The sequence below is a fragment of the Moorena sp. SIO3A2 genome (genome assembly GCF_010672265.1).
GTDB lineage: Bacteria > Cyanobacteriota > Cyanobacteriia > Cyanobacteriales > Coleofasciculaceae > Moorena > Moorena producens.
In genome coordinates, this window is sequence record NZ_JAAHHC010000030.1 from 1 (window position 1) to 16,619 (window position 16,619).

At 45.1% G+C, this 16,619-nt stretch carries 14 protein-coding genes; 9 read left to right on the top strand and 5 right to left on the bottom strand.

What is annotated here, in order from left to right; translation table 11 throughout:
- Positions 1–130: 130 nt before the first annotated feature.
- On the bottom strand, positions 131–901 hold the full coding sequence (locus F6K64_RS26295) for a CPBP family intramembrane glutamic endopeptidase (RefSeq protein WP_008190423.1): 771 nt from the start codon (positions 899–901) through the stop codon (positions 131–133).
- Positions 902–1,006: 105 nt separating this feature from the next.
- On the bottom strand, positions 1,007–1,288 hold the full coding sequence (clpS, locus tag F6K64_RS26300) for an ATP-dependent Clp protease adapter ClpS (protein WP_044495357.1): 282 nt from the start codon (positions 1,286–1,288) through the stop codon (positions 1,007–1,009).
- A 124-nt stretch (positions 1,289–1,412) separates the two neighbouring features.
- Here clpS and F6K64_RS26305 point away from each other — a divergent pair, with 124 nt between their 5' ends.
- Both F6K64_RS26305 and F6K64_RS26310 read left to right on the top strand, forming a co-directional pair.
- Entirely contained in the window at positions 1,413–2,315 is a 903-nt protein-coding gene (locus tag F6K64_RS26305) for an alpha/beta fold hydrolase (RefSeq protein ID WP_287266808.1), read from the top strand.
- 484 nt (positions 2,316–2,799) lie between these two features.
- Positions 2,800–3,729: an NF038130 family PEP-CTERM protein gene (locus F6K64_RS26310; RefSeq protein WP_044495355.1), complete on the top strand. Its 930-nt coding sequence runs from the start codon at positions 2,800–2,802 to the stop codon at positions 3,727–3,729.
- A 506-nt stretch (positions 3,730–4,235) separates the two neighbouring features.
- Here F6K64_RS26310 and F6K64_RS26315 read toward each other — a convergent pair.
- Positions 4,236–5,543: a dihydrolipoamide acetyltransferase family protein gene (locus tag F6K64_RS26315; RefSeq protein WP_044495353.1), complete on the bottom strand. Its 1,308-nt coding sequence runs from the start codon at positions 5,541–5,543 to the stop codon at positions 4,236–4,238.
- An 801-nt stretch (positions 5,544–6,344) separates the two neighbouring features.
- Between F6K64_RS26315 and F6K64_RS26320 the strand changes: the two genes are divergently transcribed.
- Together F6K64_RS26320 and F6K64_RS26325 are read left to right on the top strand one after the other, a co-directional pair.
- Positions 6,345–7,088: a PEP-CTERM sorting domain-containing protein gene (locus F6K64_RS26320; RefSeq protein WP_008190414.1), complete on the top strand. Its 744-nt coding sequence runs from the start codon at positions 6,345–6,347 to the stop codon at positions 7,086–7,088.
- 163 nt (positions 7,089–7,251) lie between these two features.
- On the top strand, positions 7,252–7,731 hold the full coding sequence (locus F6K64_RS26325; RefSeq protein WP_287250086.1) for a hypothetical protein: 480 nt from the start codon (positions 7,252–7,254) through the stop codon (positions 7,729–7,731).
- 110 nt (positions 7,732–7,841) lie between these two features.
- Here F6K64_RS26325 and F6K64_RS26330 read toward each other — a convergent pair whose 3' ends face one another.
- Positions 7,842–8,291 carry a YlqD family protein gene (locus F6K64_RS26330; protein ID WP_044495479.1) on the bottom strand — a complete coding sequence of 150 codons (450 nt, stop codon included), beginning with the start codon at positions 8,289–8,291 and terminating at the stop codon, positions 7,842–7,844.
- A gap of 758 nt (positions 8,292–9,049) precedes the next feature.
- The gene (locus F6K64_RS26335) at positions 9,050–11,029 is read right to left on the bottom strand and encodes an AMP-dependent synthetase/ligase (RefSeq protein ID WP_287266809.1); all 1,980 of its coding nucleotides are present in this window, start codon (positions 11,027–11,029) and stop codon (positions 9,050–9,052) included.
- A gap of 1,033 nt (positions 11,030–12,062) precedes the next feature.
- On the opposite strand from F6K64_RS26335, the gene arsM reads away from it, so the two are divergent.
- The 5 genes from arsM to pstC all read left to right on the top strand — a co-directional run bounded on the left by arsM (position 12,063) and on the right by pstC (position 16,616).
- Positions 12,063–13,031: an arsenosugar biosynthesis arsenite methyltransferase ArsM gene (gene arsM / locus F6K64_RS26340; RefSeq protein ID WP_008190406.1), complete on the top strand. Its 969-nt coding sequence runs from the start codon at positions 12,063–12,065 to the stop codon at positions 13,029–13,031.
- Positions 13,032–13,115: 84 nt separating this feature from the next.
- Positions 13,116–14,111 carry an arsenosugar biosynthesis radical SAM (seleno)protein ArsS gene (arsS, locus tag F6K64_RS26345; RefSeq protein ID WP_287266811.1) on the top strand — a complete coding sequence of 332 codons (996 nt, stop codon included), beginning with the start codon at positions 13,116–13,118 and terminating at the stop codon, positions 14,109–14,111.
- Between the two features lie 80 nt (positions 14,112–14,191).
- Positions 14,192–14,497, top strand: a complete 306-nt coding sequence (locus F6K64_RS26350) for an ArsR/SmtB family transcription factor (protein WP_008190403.1) — start codon at positions 14,192–14,194, stop codon at positions 14,495–14,497.
- Between the two features lie 101 nt (positions 14,498–14,598).
- The gene (locus tag F6K64_RS26355) at positions 14,599–15,453 is read left to right on the top strand and encodes a phosphate ABC transporter substrate-binding protein (protein WP_131826900.1); all 855 of its coding nucleotides are present in this window, start codon (positions 14,599–14,601) and stop codon (positions 15,451–15,453) included.
- A 305-nt stretch (positions 15,454–15,758) separates the two neighbouring features.
- Positions 15,759–16,616 (top strand): phosphate ABC transporter permease subunit PstC, encoded by an 858-nt coding sequence (gene pstC, locus F6K64_RS26360; RefSeq protein WP_008190400.1) that lies wholly within the window; start codon positions 15,759–15,761, stop codon positions 16,614–16,616.
- Positions 16,617–16,619 lie beyond the last annotated feature (3 nt).

The following is a 16,619-nucleotide window of genomic DNA, read 5'->3' on the forward strand; positions in this document are numbered from 1 at the left end:
TCTTGACCTTGGCGAATTTAATTCGCCAAGGTCAAGCGCACCTCTTGCTATTTAGACTTTTAAACTATTATCACTTTGGACTCTAAATACCAATCACTAATCACTAATTATTACTAATCACTAATTATTACTAATTACTATGATGATTGCGCTTCATCCACCAAGCAACTAAAGCTAGAAATAGCAATCCCATTATCCCAGCAGTAGGATCGCGATTAATGCCAGTAATCCAGGGAGCAACCTTGCCTGAATAGACTACTAATTGCCCAACATCAATAATATAATAACCCCAAACTAAGCCAGCATGGAGACCAATCGATAAACCTAGCCGTCCTTGAGTTGATCGCTTTGCCCAAATCAGGATTAACCCTAGCAGCAATAAACTGGGAAATCTCGGTAAGCCGCGAATCATTTCTGGAATTGGTTTAAGGAAATGCAGCAGCGCAAATGCGATCGCACCAATCCACTGTGATGTCTTAAAACTATAATCCCGTTGCAACTCATCAAGCAACCAACCCCGAAACACCAATTCTTCAGCGAAGCCTATGGCCAAAGCACTGATTAATCCCTCTACAATCAGCCGTGACCATGGGAGTGGAGGAGTTTGGAATGCTAGCCAACCCAGCCACCCTTGTAATCCAAACAGACTAAGAGTCATTAACAGACCTAGGCCTAGTCCTCTGATTAACTCAAGAGCGTTTTGCGCTGTTAGCCGCAAACCATATTTTTTTAACAGTCCTGGCTGGCGATAAACCTTCCTTCCCCAAACTCGGACTAAGTACAGAAATACCCCGAACATTAGCCCCATAGTCAGGATTGTCACTGAGTTTGGGTCGCTACCAATTAAGTATATTGGTGCTGCTATGGGTAACCAAAGCAACAGCAAAGCTAGTATAAACATCCCCAACCTGAATGGTGCTGGGTATAGGGATAATCTAGCCAGCCTGGGTGTAAAACGTTTTATAATTTCAAGATTTGGAAAGGGAAGAATCTCTCCTATTGCCCCTTATTCGTCAGGTTCAATTGTACTAGTCAGACCCCGGTTCTTCAGGGTTTCGCAATAAAACTCAGCATGCTCTTGAGCACAGGTAATCACCAATGCCAGCCCGGATTGATGGGCTTCCATCATAATGTTGACTGCTTGAGGTTGAGTCAGACTCGCCACAGTTTCCATCAAGGTTTTCACCACATACTCCATAGAGTTGAAGTCATCATTATGGAGCAATACGCGATAGCGAGGCGCGTGTTTACGAACTGTTGAACGCTTCTCAATGGTTTCGACTGACAAAGCTTTTCCCTCTCTCTTTTATATGTTTACACAAACTCTCCATTATATACTGCCATTATTCTAACATCAGACAACTGACAGGGAGCGCTATGATCAAAAAGTTAACATTACTTAATAGTTTACCGTGATTACCCAGGTAAGTGCTACCCCTTCTAATACTCCCATCCCTGGAACTTACTGGCAGTGGCGGGGGGAATCTATATATTATGTACAGGCTGGACAAAAGCCATCAGGATACCCACCGTTACTGCTAATTCACGGATTTGGGGCATCTACAGACCACTGGCGCAAAAACATTGCTCAATTGAGTCAGGATTTTGAAGTTTGGGTGATTGACTTGTTGGGGTTTGGACGTTCTGCTAAACCAGATCGGGAGTACAGTGGCAATTTGTGGCGAGACCAGTTGCATGATTTTATTACAGAGGTGATTGGTCAACCAGTAGTCTTAGCTGGAAACTCCTTGGGGGGTTATGCAGCTCTGTGTGTAGCTGCACAGCGTCCTAGCTCCGCCGCAGGTTTAGTATTGCTCAATAGTGCTGGACCATTTAGTGATACTCAACCTGCCACTAAGGTCAATCCTGTCAAAAAAGTTCTCAATCAGGTAACCAAATCAATTTTTCTACAACCTTGGGCAAGTTTCCTGTTATTCCAGTACCTGCGGCGACCGTCAATCATTCGCAAAACCCTCCAGAAGGTTTATCTTGACCAGGATGCAGTAACGGAACAGTTAGTAGACGAGATTTATCGCCCGTCTTGTGATCCTGGTGCTGCTCAGGTATTTGCTTCTGTGTTCAAGTCACCCCAAGGGGAAAAAGTCGATGTGTTGTTGGAACAGATGACTTGTCCGTTATTGATGCTATGGGGAGAAGGGGATCCTTGGATCAAGAGCAGAGAACGGGGAGCAAAGTTTAGGGAATATTATCCTCAGTTAACGGAATATTATCTACAAGCAGGACACTGTCCCCATGATGAGATACCAGAACAGGTGAATAATCTGATCAGGTCTTGGGTAATCGGTAATCGGTAATCGGTAATCGCTACAAGATTGAAAATTTATAGCACTACCCATTAAGGTGTTTGACATTGATACACCTTGAAAAAGGTGCGACCCGTGGGGAATTTAATAATTAGATGCGGGAACGAAGTTACCGCATTAAGAGGGTCGCCTTTATGGGTTACTGGCTATACCTAAAAGGGTTAAAACTTTTGTAATAAGGCGACCCTCTTCAAGATTTCCTCTCCGGAAAGCGCACCTAAGCTGTTGTAGTCAACTTTAGCATGCATGCCAGCCCCCCTTACGCGCGGGGGGTTAGGGGGGATTCCTCTTGCCTTGCGCGTAGCGCTATATTGCCCTATTCAGGACTGAGGAACTGACGCACTCAGGATTATGTCAAAGATTAACATAACTTAAACCCCATCAAAAACGCGATCGCTAACATCCAACTCCGATACTAAAAAAAAGACACCAAGTCCTGCCAGCAACCTGAACTAACTCGAAGGGAGACATGTCAATGAAAAGCACAGTAATGAAAATGTGGCTCGGTGCCTCAATTATTGCCGGTATCAGTGCGATCGCCACTACCCCAGCTGTTGCTGGAAGCCTCACAGGAGCGACCCTAATCGGTAGTGACTACCTCAAGATTGCATCTGACGGTACGAATACCTATATAGATCCAGGTGCTAGTTTGTCAACCCTCTTGCAAGGTGACGCTAGTGACCCTGGTGGAAACGTAGAGCTATTTGCCAGCAGTGAAACCCTGGAAAACTTCCAATTTTTCTTCTCTAACGATGTCACTAGCCTAACAGGTCAAATCGGTGGTAAGGACATCACCTTGAGCAGTCTGACATTCGCTGACTGGGCTACTGATTTTGGTGGCATCACCTTAGCTCAGAAGTGGTTCAGTGATGCCTTAACTGCAAACGGTCTTGTATCTTTGATTGGGTCAGGTCTAGATAATGTTCTGTATGGACAATTTTTCGGCAATGGAGGATTGCAACGATTTAGCGATCCCAATATTTCCTACCTCAACCAAGATGACACAACAGGCCTAATTACCATTGGGCTAGCAGGTCACTTTAATGCTAGAGATATGTTGGCAGAGATAATTCCTCCAGCCTTCGCTGGTTTCCTACCACCTAGTATACAGGCTAGTGAAATTGTCAAGGTTGAATACGATGGGAAAACCCAATACCTTTATGGTTTCGAGGCCACAGATTCTGGGCTGGTCAGCCTTGACGATAATAACGATTACACGTATTCTCACACAGGCAACTACCAACTGGCGTTCGGTGGCTCTCTTCCACCGCATTTATCGAACCCACAAGATGTGCCTGAATCCTCTACTTTGCTTGGTCTAATCGTTGTGGGTGGTTTGTTTACTGCTGGAGGGTTAGTGGACAGTAGGCAAAAGTATCACAAAGCTTGCCAAAAACTCAAGTAATTTGCTATACTTTAACTATGTTCTTAGTGCCACAACCTTGTCTCAATTAAATAAATTTCCCGAAAACCAAGGGTTTTGTAGTGACATTGGATCTGGTTTACGCACTTTTATGGCGCACGAGGAATATTTCTTCGTGAAGCGCGGAGATACCCCCTGGCGTTCGAATCAGCTGGCATTGGCGGGCTAAAGTTGATCTTGGTAGACTTTGGTAGCTAAAAAGTATCGGAAACTGCGAAAATCTCACTGTTAAACGCAATAGTGAACAATTTTACTGAGAGGGGCGCACAACCAACCGTGCGCCCCTCTCAGTGATCAAGCAGTTCATGTAGGGTGGGCAGTGCACCAGACAGATAATCAAGCTTGCAAAGGGCGTTGCTAGGCACTGCCCACCTTACCATTAATGACTAGGTTTAACCCAAAGTTCATGTAGGGTGGGCAGTGCACCAGACAGATAATCAAGCTTGCAAAGGGCTTTGCTAGGCACTGCCCACCCTACGATTAATGACTTAAAGAGTTAACGATTGCGGATCAGTTTCAATCAACTTCGCCAAGTCTTGCAAGAACGCTGCCGCATCAGTACCATAGATAATCCGGTGGTCACAGGTAATATTCACTTGCATCTGACGCTTTACTCCCATCATGCCGTCAGGGCTAGCTACTACAGTAGGACGGGATGCACCAATGGCCAAAATAGAACCCTGTCCTGGGGGCAAAATCGCATCAAACCGGTCTACACCAAACATGCCTAAATTGGATAGGGTGAAAGTACCGGAATTATATTCCTCTGGCTGCAACTGCTTAGTTCTGGCACGGTCTACTAAATCTTTCCAAGTGCGAGACAGAGAATAAATATCCAGCTGCTCCGCATGGCGCAATACTGGGGTAATCAAGCCACCATCAGCCATTGCCACAGCCACAGCTACATTAATGGAACTGTGATATTGAATTCCCCGTTCGGTATAACTAGCATTGACCAAGGGATGCTTCTGCAAGGTAACCGCTACTGCCTTAGCTAGCAGCCCTGTCATCGTAACACCCTTAGGCTTGATTTTTTTGTATAACTTATCCAACTCATCCGTAGTGATGGTGTAACCAACCCTGAAGGTAGGCACTTGCAGGCTGACCATCATATTCCGCACCACTGCATTTTGCAGGGTATTGAACGGCACCACTTCTCCCAGGGGTACAGCCGCAGGAGGTGCTGGCAGAGGAGCTGGCATAGTTGCTGGGGTGGGAGTGGGCATTACAGCCGGTGTCGGCGGTGCTGCTGGGGTGGTGGCTGGTGCTGGGGGAGTACTGACTTTACCTGCTGCTGCTTCCACATCCTCAGCCACAATCCTGCCATGGGGACCACTTCCTCTTAAGGTATTCAGATCAACCCTTAATTCCTTCGCTAGTTTACGAGCTCGGGGAGAAGCAATAATTCGTCCATTACGGCGGCTGGGAGTATCAGCAATGGCAGCGGGAGCGGTCTGTACCGGTTCTGGGGTTGAGGCCGTTGCTTGCTGAGGCGTTGCTGTGTCAGTAGCTGGTGTAGATTGGGCAGCTTGTTGTTTAGCTGCTTCAATTTCCGCTTCCGTTTCCGCAATCAGAGCAATCGGGGCTCCCACCGGAGCAGAGTCACCAGCTGATACCGTGATTGTGGCCAGATATCCTTCATAGAAGGACTCAACGTCCATATCAGCCTTATCCGACTCAACCACCACCACGGTTTCACCTTTTTCGACTTTGTCTCCGGGAGATTTTTCCCAGGAAACTATTTTGCCTTCGGTCATGGTTGAACTGAGGGCGGGCATGAAAACTTCGTGAATCATGGGGTGGTCTTCTAAATCAATTCTAGTGAGCTAGCAAAAACATTATGCCAGCTTGCATTGTAGCTTGAATAAGCCCCACAAAGCCATCGTACTGTGTAAAGAAACCATGAGGCAGAGGGCTTCGATGGTTTTATACAATACGGATATCCTCTTTTTGCTCAGGATTAGGGATTAGGGGAGTGGGTAGCTACCAATCACTCTATACATGCTAATAGCTCTTATCGGTTGACTGCTGAGAGGGTCAGTCTAAGAGCTAGTTTAGTATAACCTTAAATCCTATCGATTTTGGTGGCCGGATGAAGGTCATTTCACTGAATCTTTAATTAACCGACTCAAACGTTAAAGAAATGAATAATTTATCCCAAGAGAGGAAACTTATACCTAATCTATAGGTTAATTAACCATAAAATAACTATAGCAATCCGATCTGATTCGTGAAATAAATGGGCTGCTTTAATGCAGGAGTAATCCCCCCTCCTTAATAAGGGGGGCTGGCAGAAGGCAGAAGGGACCGGAGTTGGAGCTATTTTTTAATAAGTCCAGTGATTTTAAAAATGATTGAGGATTGCTATATAATAATCTATTTATAGCAGTCGCCAGGGTAATTAGGACATGACAAAAGTCTCAAACTACAGTATGGCAAGAGTTTAAATTCAGAATTCAGAATTCAGAATTCAGAATTCAGAATTCTGCTATATTACCTGAATAGTAGATAGTAAAGGTTAATAAAAATCCTCAAAAAAAGATATAAAAAAAGATTTTAGCGCTAAAATTAAGTCAGTATTGAGGGGTTGAAAAACCATGAAAAAGTTATCAACAGTTACGCTCACAGCTGCCTTAGTTACTTTGGGAACAGTAGGTGGTAATCCCGCTCTAGCTGATGAATACTTACTGGATTTTGAAAAGGATGATGCTGGTAACATTCTCAAGGCGGGGACTAAGAAAAATATTGGTGAGCAATGGGCAAAATTCGGTGTGCATATAACCAGTAACAAAGGGTCTAATCATCCCTTAAGGTTATTCAACAGCAATTGCGGACCTGATTTTGGGATTACATGCACCGGTGGAGACGATGACTTAGCCACGGGACCTTCATTTGGTACGAAGCCACAGGGTAACGTTCTAATTATCAACGAGGACAAAAGTAAAACACCCGATGACTGGGCTGGCGGTGGTATCATTTCCTTTGTTTTTGATCAAGCCGTTTCTGTTGATTACGTCACGCTTCTAGACATTGATGAGAATCCGAAGAATAAAAACGGATATGTTAAAGCGTTTCTGGAGGATGGCACAACAGAGAAACAATCACTAAAATTTGGCACAGACAACTCCCTATCCACTTACGATTTCAGCTATCTTCCTGAGTATTCAGTGACCAAGCTGGATATTAAACTACCAGGAAGTGGTGCGGTTTCTGGCATCAAGTTTACCGATTTCCCAGATCCCCCTAAGCCTTCTAAGAAAGTTCCCGAACCAACTTCGACATTGGGTCTGTTGATGTTGGGTGCTATCGGTGCTGGGTCAGTGTTCAAGCGCTATAAATAATGCCATCAGTAATTAGATGGACTTGGGCCCCCGGGGATAATGTGTTTTGTTAAGTGTTAAGTGTTAAGTGTTGACTGTTGACTGTTAAATGTTGATCGTTGAGAGTTGACTGTCAACAGCCGACAAGTTAGCTTGATTTCTATCGAATGCAACTTGATATGAGATGCTTAACAAAAAACTTTCCCTGACCGCGCTTACAGGTATTATCCTAATCCTGAGTGCTTGCAATCTGATTAGCAAACCCCCTGAACCCAAACCAATTCAGTCTCCTGCTAATGTCCAGACTAAGCGAGAAGACTATAAAGCCATTGACCTAGCCAATAAGGCAAAACCGGATCAACTGATTGGTGCCGATCCAAAAGCGATCGCATTATCTACCTTTGGTCAAAACCAATCGTTGATTGAAGGAAACTTTGATCAACAGGTCAAGGTAGATTATCCTCAACCTGATCAAGCGGTAGTCACCATCACTCAAACGGGTTTACCGGATGACTCTGTACGTGGCATCCGGTATCGTATTGAGTTATCACCCAAGGAATCAGCCCAAACTGGCAAAAAGTGGCAGATCATGTGGGCTGGTCAACAGTTTACCTGTCGAGAGGGACGGGGTCATCAGGATTGGTCAACGGAATTTTGCCAGTAATGGCTGGGTCAATGGCAAAGGCGTGAAAGACAATACAGAGATTTTTAAACAGGGATACACGGATAATCAGATATCCGTGTATCCCTGTTTATTCATGTCCTGTGTTTCCGTTAAATATCACCGCGAATCTCTTCGATAACCCCATCCCGCAGCAGAATTTCCACGTTCATCTTTTTGACTAGGTTATCTCCTTCTTCCACCCTGAAGAAGCTTTCTAGCTGACCTTGACTAACTTCCTGGTCGAGTTCGAGGGTTTGGACTTGTTGTAGTTGCTGAAGTTGCTGGTTTTTCTGCTCTAGCAGTTCACTTTTCTTTTGATTGACCTGGGTTTGAATGCTTTCAATTTGTTGCGATACCTGAGGACCAGGAGGATTCACGCTCTGGTTTTTAATCTCAGCGATCGCTTTTTGTCCCTGCAGATCAATCTGTTGCAGTTGGCCGTCGAGTTGGTTGATTTGATTTTGTAGTTGTTGCTGAACCTCTTCCTTCCATCGAGGGGTAACGATGGCTTTGATATTAATTGGCCGTTTCAAGAGTAAGTTCTTATTAGAGTCGTCCATATGCGTTCCACTATGTAACTTTGAGGGATTGAGAGTTTGACTGGTGATATTGCTCAATAATTCTTCAAAAGAAGATTGAGGTTCAGTCTCAAGGTTTGAGGCCCGCACCTCTAAACCTTCTAACGTTTTAACAGAAACTCGCGGAATTCCCCACCTTCTTTGAAGGTGGGGATGGATAGCGAGACTACGGAGGCGCGCTTTCCGCTTGAAGAATTAAATTACGGGGTCGCGCCTCAACTTACGACGATTCGTGATATAATCAACTTGGTCGTTGACCCGCCTGACTGACTAAAAGGCTACCTTATCAAAGGTGTACAAAGTACGCTTCAGAGCTCAGGGTCAGAAGTTACCGCAAGAATAAGGCAGCCTTTATGGTTTGTCGGCTATGGGTAAAAGGGTTAAAACTTTATGATTAAGGCTGCCTTATTCTAAGGTTTAGTCTCCCGGAAGAGACTTGCCCCGGCTGGTTAGCCATAGAGCTGTAATTCCATGGTAAGTCTGTCGTAAAAGTTATACGTCGATAGAAGGCGGATGTCTGCCTGTGGACGCCTCGTCAACGACCAATTCCAGCAGGCGCGCTTTCCTAGGCCGGGTTCCCCGGCCTAGGAAAGCGCCTCTGGTTTAGGCGTCGGGGACGCGCGCGGGAAACCCGAACGCGCCCCGCGTCGGCTTTGCCGATAAGACGAATAAGACCGTCCCTGAATTGACCTGAGAATGCGAGCAATCCCATGACCTTTGGTCAAGCCGGTTGGGGTACTTCACGCAAACATCCCGTCAATGATAGCGCGATAGCGTTCTGTGACTACAGGTCGTCGGATTTTAAAGGTTTGAGTCATCATGCCATTTTCCTGGGAAAACGGCTCTAGAATCAGCCTAAAGGTGCTGATGCGGTCATCTTGGCGATAACCTGGTCGATTTTGGACTTCTCGGTTTAATTCAGTCCGGTATAACGTCTGAACCTCTTTAGTATTTAAATCAACATCTTGAGCGAATACATCAAGGGTAAGATTTTGAGCCGCTGCCCACCCTTGCAAGGCATCTAGATTTGGTACTATTAAGGCACCCAATGCCTTTTGGTCTTGACCCACTAGCATAATCTGGTCAATGTAAGCACTGCGCAAACAAGCATCTTCTATTGGTTGTGGCTCGATATTTTCTCCATTGGTCAGAACTATAGTATCTTTTGCTCTGCCAGTGAGGACTAAATCATTCTGGGGGGTCACCCAACCTAAATCCCCTGTATCAAACCACCGGTCTCGATCAATTGCCTTAGCGGTAGCTTCTGGTTTGTGATAATATTCCTGCATCACCTGTGGTCCTTTTACCATCACCAAGCCGGTTTGACCTTGGGGTAAAGGCTGATGAGTCTCAGGGTCAACAATCCGGATTTGAGTTTCCGGTAAAGGTGGTCCAGCACTAAAACGCAGGTTACGATAGGAACGCCGGGCATTAGTAACGGGAGATGTTTCGGTTAAGCCATAGCCGACTAGGACTTCGACACCAATAATCTCAAAGAAGTTATCCAGGTGCCTCGCTAAGGAACCCCCACCACTAATGACTTGCTTGATTTCTCCCCCAGTGGCTTCCCGGACTTTTTGATAAACTAGTTTATTAGCCAATTGATGAACCGGCCATAAATAGGAAGCTTGCACTGTGGCCAATAGTTTTTGGATGGGTGAAGGATTTAAATTATCTAAGGTCAACCCCTGAGCAAGCCGCCGTGCCTCAATGTAGCGTTGACTGAACCCTAGCAGGTTTTGGACTAATTTCTGCTTACCTTCCGGTTGCTCACGAAACTGCTTTTGCACCCCCTCATAAATCGATTCCCACAGTCGGGGTACTCCGACCATAAAGTTAGGTTTGAAGGTTTTAAGGTCTTTTTTGACATGGCGCAGGTTGGTGTAAATCTGGGTGGAACCCTGAGATAACACAAAATACTCCGCTGAGCGTTCGTAGGCGTGCCAGGTAGGCAGGATAGAAAGAACGCGATCGCTTTTTTCGATTGCTATTACTGTACCAAGGGTGTTGACCTGATGCAGGAGATTACCATGGCTCAGCATCACCCCTTTGGGTTTGCCTGTGGTACCAGATGTATACAGCAGAGTTGCCAAGGTTTCCCGGTTGTGGTTAGCTTTGGTAACAGACCGAGATGCCCCGGCTTCCATGAGTTGAGTATAGTTAACAATCTGTCGGGATGATCCGGTCGATAGTGGTTGTTCTTCAGAAAGGAGAATCACTAATTCAATCGGTAGCCCATCCAAGCGATCGCCTAATTTTTCCAAAGTTTTGAGGTGTTCTACTACCAGAGCCGTGCTACCGCTATCTTGGAGAATATAAAGCAATTCCTGCCGTTCTGCTTGACCTGAGCGCACCACATTTACTGCTCCTGCAGTCATGATCCCCTGATCGGCAACTAGCCATCGAGGAGAGTTATCAGCAAATAAAGCAATTCGGGTAGGAATACCCTTCTCATCGAGTTTTGGCTGGAAACCTAGGGATTGTAATCCAGCCGCAAATTGCTCGATTTGCTCGTGCAACTGGGTATAGGTTAGGGTCGAGGCTGGAGCACCATGAGCTCCCACAGCGTGAGGGTCTTGCAGAGCAATGATTGACCCAAACCGTTGGGCAGCAAGGGGCCATATTTCTGGTATCGACTTTAGTGAAGAGTAATCAGCAACACGCTTGAGGTAAACTCTCTCTTGTTGTCTGAGGCGTTCTGCATACTGGTTTTTCGACATTCATCAACTCCCTGATTGTAATGGTAGCTCTTTCTACCATACTCTTATGCTCAGAGGTGATTGGGGGTGTTGAGTGGACACAATTGTTTCTGTCTTAGTTTCTGTGTAAGCATTCAGCCGTCAGCCGTCAGCCTTTGGCTCACGCTACTGATCGGTGCTTTCCGTAACTCAGCATTATTCGAATGCTTACCTGTTTTATTCAAAAGCACCGATCAGTAGCACCATCTGTAGCGCATTAGCTGATATAGCACTACGCATTCAGACGTTTGACATTCCTAAACTCCGAAACTTAGTCATAGCTTACTTTTGACTTCTGACGCAAGTTCCTTTAAGCTTGCGCGTAGCGCTATAACTGCTAGCTGATAGCTGATAGCTGACGGCTGAATGCTTAAGTCACCCGAGTCACCCCATGACCTGATCACCTGATTACCCCAGCATCCTATACCCTAAGCATGAGCGATCGCGTGGTAATCTCAGTAAAAATTCATGGTGTACTACTCGAAAAATTCATCTGGCATGAGTTTAATAGCATCTAAGGGTGAGGCAAGGGATTGTACCGTTGCTTACCTGAAGACAAATTGGAGCAAAAGCCTGCAACAGCGCGTTAATTCCAAATTCCCTATTGTAGCTTCCCTATAGCCTAAACGAATAATATAGCAGTCGCCAGCGATGCAGCGCGGTCTTGGGGGTTTCCCCCACTCGCGCTTTGCATCAAGACAGGGCAGTTAGGACATGACAAAAGTCTCAAACCTAAGTAAGCGCAAGAGTTTGACTTCTGACAAAGGACTTCTGACTTCTGCTATAAATCGCGGCTAGACATAGGCGAAGCCTTCTTGAAGATGACAAAGTCCGCACTTCGCTGACTAGATGATCAAAATAATCAACGGGGTTTTGAACCGGGATTTGGGATCAGAGGATACATGAATTTTGTAGCATTAACGCTCAACTGAGGAACTATACTGGTTCAGAATTAGTTTTCAATTTCCACCCTACTATCAATAGCATTACCATCTTTGCCAAGTAAAGGATTCTGATGACCTATCTCGAAACAACTGCTGAATTTTATTCTGAAGTCGCCCAAACACCCCAAGTTGGTTTGTGTTGTGTCCAAAGTAGCCCCTTACAACTGCCAGGACTGAAAATTCCTCCAATGATGGCGGATATGAATTATGGCTGCGGTACGACGGTACATCCCACGGAACTCAGCAATCAGCCAACGGTCCTCTATGTCGGTGTTGGTGGTGGTTTAGAGGCGTTACAGTTTGCTTATTTTTCCCAACGTCCAGGGGGTGTGATTGCTGTTGAGCCAGTTCAGGCCATGCGGGAGGCGGCTACCCGTAACCTGAAGATTGCTGCTCAAGACAATTCCTGGTTTGACCAGAGTTTTGTGGAAATTCGGGAAGGGGATGCCTTTGCCCTACCTATGCCAGATGATTCTGTAGATGTGGTTGCTCAGAATTGCCTATTCAACATCTTTGAACCGGCTGACCTGATGAAGGCACTCAAAGAAGCCTATCGAGTCTTAAAACCAGGTGGACGACTGTTAATGAGTGACCCCATTGCAACTCGTCCGATTCCACCCCATCTACAGGAAGATGAGCGGCTACGAGCTATGTGTCTGTCTGGTGCCCTCACTTATCAATCCTATGTCCAGCACTTGGTCAGGTCAGGTTTTGGTCAAGTAGAAATTCGAGCAAAGCGTCCCTATCGGCTTCTGGATTGCCAAAACTACAACCTCGAAGAACCCCTGCTGCTGGAAAGTCTGGATTCTGTTTCTTTCAAAGTTGTGATCCCAGAGGATGGACCATGTATTTTTACTGGCAAAACAGCAATTTACATGGGCGCGGAAGAGTTTTTTGATGACAATGCGGGACACATCCTCTCCCGTGGTGTGCCAGCCGCTGTTTGTGATAAAACAGCCGCGAAATTAGGAAAGGTGAATCCAGAAGAAATCTTAATCACCGATTCAACTTGGCACTATATTGGTGGTGGTTGTTGTTAGAGATCAAGGATAAAGTCTGTTCGCCGACGCTACGCGAACAGACTTTAGACTTAATAAGTCTCACAATCCCAAGGCGATAAAAATATGATTAAAACAGACGTTTTAGCTGTTACACCGTTCCGCAAAAAACTGCAAGCTCCCTTAAGTAAACAGCCAATCACGGTTTTACAAATTAATCTGGGGAAGCGTTGTAATCTAGCTTGTAGTCACTGCCATGTGGAAGCTGGTCCTAAGCGAACTGAAGAACTTTCTCCAGAAATTTGTGACCAGCTTATTAAGCTGATTTATCAGTTTCCTCAAATTAAGACCGTTGACTTGACTGGTGGCGCACCAGAGATGAACTATGGCTTTAAGCCCTTAGTTGAAGCAGCATACCAAACCGGAAAGGAGGTGATTGTTCGGTCAAATTTGACCATTTATTTTGAACCGGGATATGAGGATATACCTGACTATTTCGCTAAGCACCAATTACGAGTAGTGGCTTCTTTGCCTTGTTATCTGGAAGATAATGTAGATAAAATGCGCGGCCAGGGGGTTTACGATGGTTCGATTCGGGCGATTCAATGGCTGAATCGGTTGGGCTATGGGAGAAACCCCAAATTAATTCTTGATTTGGTCTACAATCCTTCGTTGCCACTGAGTGAAAAGTTTTCTCTCACTCCTAATCAGGTTAAGTTGGAGAAGGATTATAAAGTGTTCCTAAAAGAACAGTTTGATCTTGACTTCAACCAGCTATTTACAATTACCAATATTCCTGTTGGTAGAACAAAGTTTCATTTAAAACGCACCAAGCTATATGCTCCCTATATGGTGTTTCTAGAAAACAGTTTCAATGCCACTACGGTGGAGCATTTGATGTGTCGCAATGAACTGTCTATTGACTATTTGGGTAATGTCTACGATTGCGATTTTAATCAGATGGAAAATGTAGCAGCAACCTCTGGCACTGGAGAAAGGTTGACAGTTAGTAAACTTATCGAAGCAGGAAGTTTAGACATCATTGAGGAAATTCGCACTGCTTCCTATTGTTATGGCTGTACAGCAGGGTCTGGTTCCAGTTGTGGTGGTGCTTTGATTTGATCCAATCAGAGTTTTTTTTGATTATAATATGAATGGATTTTCATATCAATAATAATTCAACTGCTGACCAGTGCTGAATCATGAACTCAAAAAGTCCATCATCTCAAGCCTTCTGTGTCCGTAAGCTGAAAGTTTTAGCGGACAACACTCGTCTCACTGTTCTGGAAATCCTGATGGAAGGACCAAAACATGTTGGAGAGCTCAAGGCTGTTTTGGGAATAGAGCAAAGTCTGCTATCCCATCATCTCAGAGTTTTGCGGGATGAGGGATTTGTTAGGGCGACGCGAGATGGTAAGGCGGTGCTTTATCAGTGTTCGCTAACCATTCGGCAAGCCAATGGTAATAGAGCAATTGATTTGGGATGTTGTTGCCTCTGTTTTGATTAACAAAGTGCTGAGTAAGTGCTGAGTTTTGAGCTAAGCATTCAGCTGAATGCTTAGCTGAGCACTCTCACTAGTTTCTAGATAAGATGACTGACTGATGATTGATGAAAAATTTAACAACTCTCGCATCAATGTCTATGGGTTTAGTAGCTTGCTTTTGGCTACAATCCTGTGCCCAATCCCCAGAAGTAGCAACCCAATCAAGGGATCAGTTGCAGGGTAAGTTAGTTTTAACCGGTTCTAGTACAGTAGCCCCCCTGGCGTCGGAAATTGGCAAGCGTTTTGAATCAGAAAATCCTGGTGTACGGGTGGATGTGCAGACAGGAGGGTCGTCTCGGGGTATTGCAGATACTCGCCAAGGAGTCGCTGATATTGGGATGGTGTCTCGTGACCTCAAGCAGAGCGAGAAAGATCTGCAAGGGTTTGCGATCGCTCGTGATGGGATTGGCATTATCGTCCATAAAACTAATCCGGTGCAATCCCTAAGTAATGAACAGATTGTGGATATCTATCAGGGCAAAATAGATAACTGGCAAGATGTGGGAGGCAAAAGGGCACCAATTACAGTAGTTAACAAAGCTGAGGGTCGCTCTACCTTGGAGTTATTTCTCAAGTACTTCCAGCTTAAAAATAGTGAGATTAAGGCAGATGTGGTGATTGGGGATAATGAGCAGGGGATTAAAACAGTAGCGGGTAATCCTAATGGGATTGGTTATGTCTCCATTGGCACAGCAGAATATAGCAGCAAACAGGATGTTCCGATTAAATTACTGCCCGTTGCTGGAATAGCGGCAACCACAGAAAATGTTCAAAACGGCACATTCCCGCTATCTCGTTCCCTGACGTTAGTGAGCAAAACTATTCCGGTTGGGTTAGATAAAGCATTTATTGAGTTTTCGCGATCGCAAAAGGTACAAGACATTGTTAAAGAGCAAAACTTTGTCCCCCTCGAAGAATGAAGAATGAAGAATGAAGAATGAAGAATGAAGAATGAAGAATGAAGAATGAAGAATGAAGAATGAAGAATGAAGAATTATACCTTTGCTCCTTACCAATTCCCAATTCTAAATTCCCAATTCTAAATTCCCAATTCTAAATTCCCAATTCTAAATTCCCAATTCTAAATTCCCAATTCTAAATTCTAAATTCTAAATTCCCAATTCTAAATTCCCAATTCTAAATTCCCAATTCTAAATTCTAAATTCTAAATTCTAAATTCTAAATTCCCAATTCTAAATTCTAAATTCTAAATTCCCAATTCTAAATGCTCAATTTTTTTCGGAGTGATACTCTCCTGATCTCGATCCTACAAGGCTGTGCTGTGGTGGCTGGTGCTATCGTGGTGCTGATTCTTGTGTTCCTAATCACGGAAGCCCTGCCAGTATTGGGACAAGTGGGATTACTCCCCTTTTTTACCGATCCATCCTGGCATCCTGCGGAGAGTCTTTACAACTTCACCCCCATGCTTTGGGGTACCCTATTCGTCACGGCTGGGGCGATGGTAGTAGCCACACCCCTGGGCATTCTATCTGCAGTCTTTTGTCAGTATTACGCGCCTTCATCCATTGCTGGACTTTATCGACGGCTAATTGAATTGTTGGCAGGGATGCCCTCAGTTGTTTACGGATTCTGGGGTTTGGTGGAGCTAGTTCCCCTAATTGGACGCTTCCAACCACCAGGAGCCAGTCTTCTAGCTGGAATTGCGATTCTGACCCTGATGATTTTGCCAACTATTGCTCTGACCGCAGACGCTAGCTTTGCCAAAGTCGCTCCAGAATACCTAAAGGGAGCAGCGGCTCTGGGACTATCCCGCTGGGCAACAGTCAGAGGTGTTGTGTTTCCGGCTGCTAAGTCGGGGCTGTTTACTGGCTTGATTTTAGGAACAGGACGGGCGATTGGAGAAACTATGGCGGTGCTGATGGTGTGTGGCAATGTGGTGCAAATTCCCAAAAGCTTATTTGAGCCGATGCGAACTCTTACTGCCAATATCGCCTTGGAAATGGCTTACGCTATGGGCAATCACCGCTCAGCACTTTTTGTCAGTGGCTTGCTGCTGATGGCAATAATTTTGGTACTGGTAGCAATTGCAGAAATGATCAGCAAGGAAGGAATCTATGAGTAAGAA

Bases quoted from the DNA above. Each gene is read 5' to 3' on its own strand.
- F6K64_RS26350 (WP_008190403.1), top strand. From the start codon at position 14,192: ATGAACTCAAAAAGTCCATCATCTCAAGCCTTCTGTGTCCGTAAGCTG.
- F6K64_RS26310 (WP_044495355.1), top strand. From the start codon at position 2,800: ATGAAAAGCACAGTAATGAAAATGTGGCTCGGTGCCTCAATTATTGCC.
- arsM (WP_008190406.1), top strand. From the start codon at position 12,063: ATGACCTATCTCGAAACAACTGCTGAATTTTATTCTGAAGTCGCCCAA.
- F6K64_RS26320 (WP_008190414.1), top strand. From the start codon at position 6,345: ATGAAAAAGTTATCAACAGTTACGCTCACAGCTGCCTTAGTTACTTTG.
- F6K64_RS26325 (WP_287250086.1), top strand. From the start codon at position 7,252: ATGCTTAACAAAAAACTTTCCCTGACCGCGCTTACAGGTATTATCCTA.
- F6K64_RS26330 (WP_044495479.1), bottom strand. From the start codon at position 8,291: ATGGACGACTCTAATAAGAACTTACTCTTGAAACGGCCAATTAATATC.
- arsS (WP_287266811.1), top strand. From the start codon at position 13,116: ATGATTAAAACAGACGTTTTAGCTGTTACACCGTTCCGCAAAAAACTG.
- pstC (WP_008190400.1), top strand. From the start codon at position 15,759: ATGCTCAATTTTTTTCGGAGTGATACTCTCCTGATCTCGATCCTACAA.
- F6K64_RS26315 (WP_044495353.1), bottom strand. From the start codon at position 5,543: ATGATTCACGAAGTTTTCATGCCCGCCCTCAGTTCAACCATGACCGAA.
- F6K64_RS26295 (WP_008190423.1), bottom strand. From the start codon at position 901: ATGTTTATACTAGCTTTGCTGTTGCTTTGGTTACCCATAGCAGCACCA.
- F6K64_RS26355 (WP_131826900.1), top strand. From the start codon at position 14,599: ATGAAAAATTTAACAACTCTCGCATCAATGTCTATGGGTTTAGTAGCT.
- F6K64_RS26335 (WP_287266809.1), bottom strand. From the start codon at position 11,029: ATGTCGAAAAACCAGTATGCAGAACGCCTCAGACAACAAGAGAGAGTT.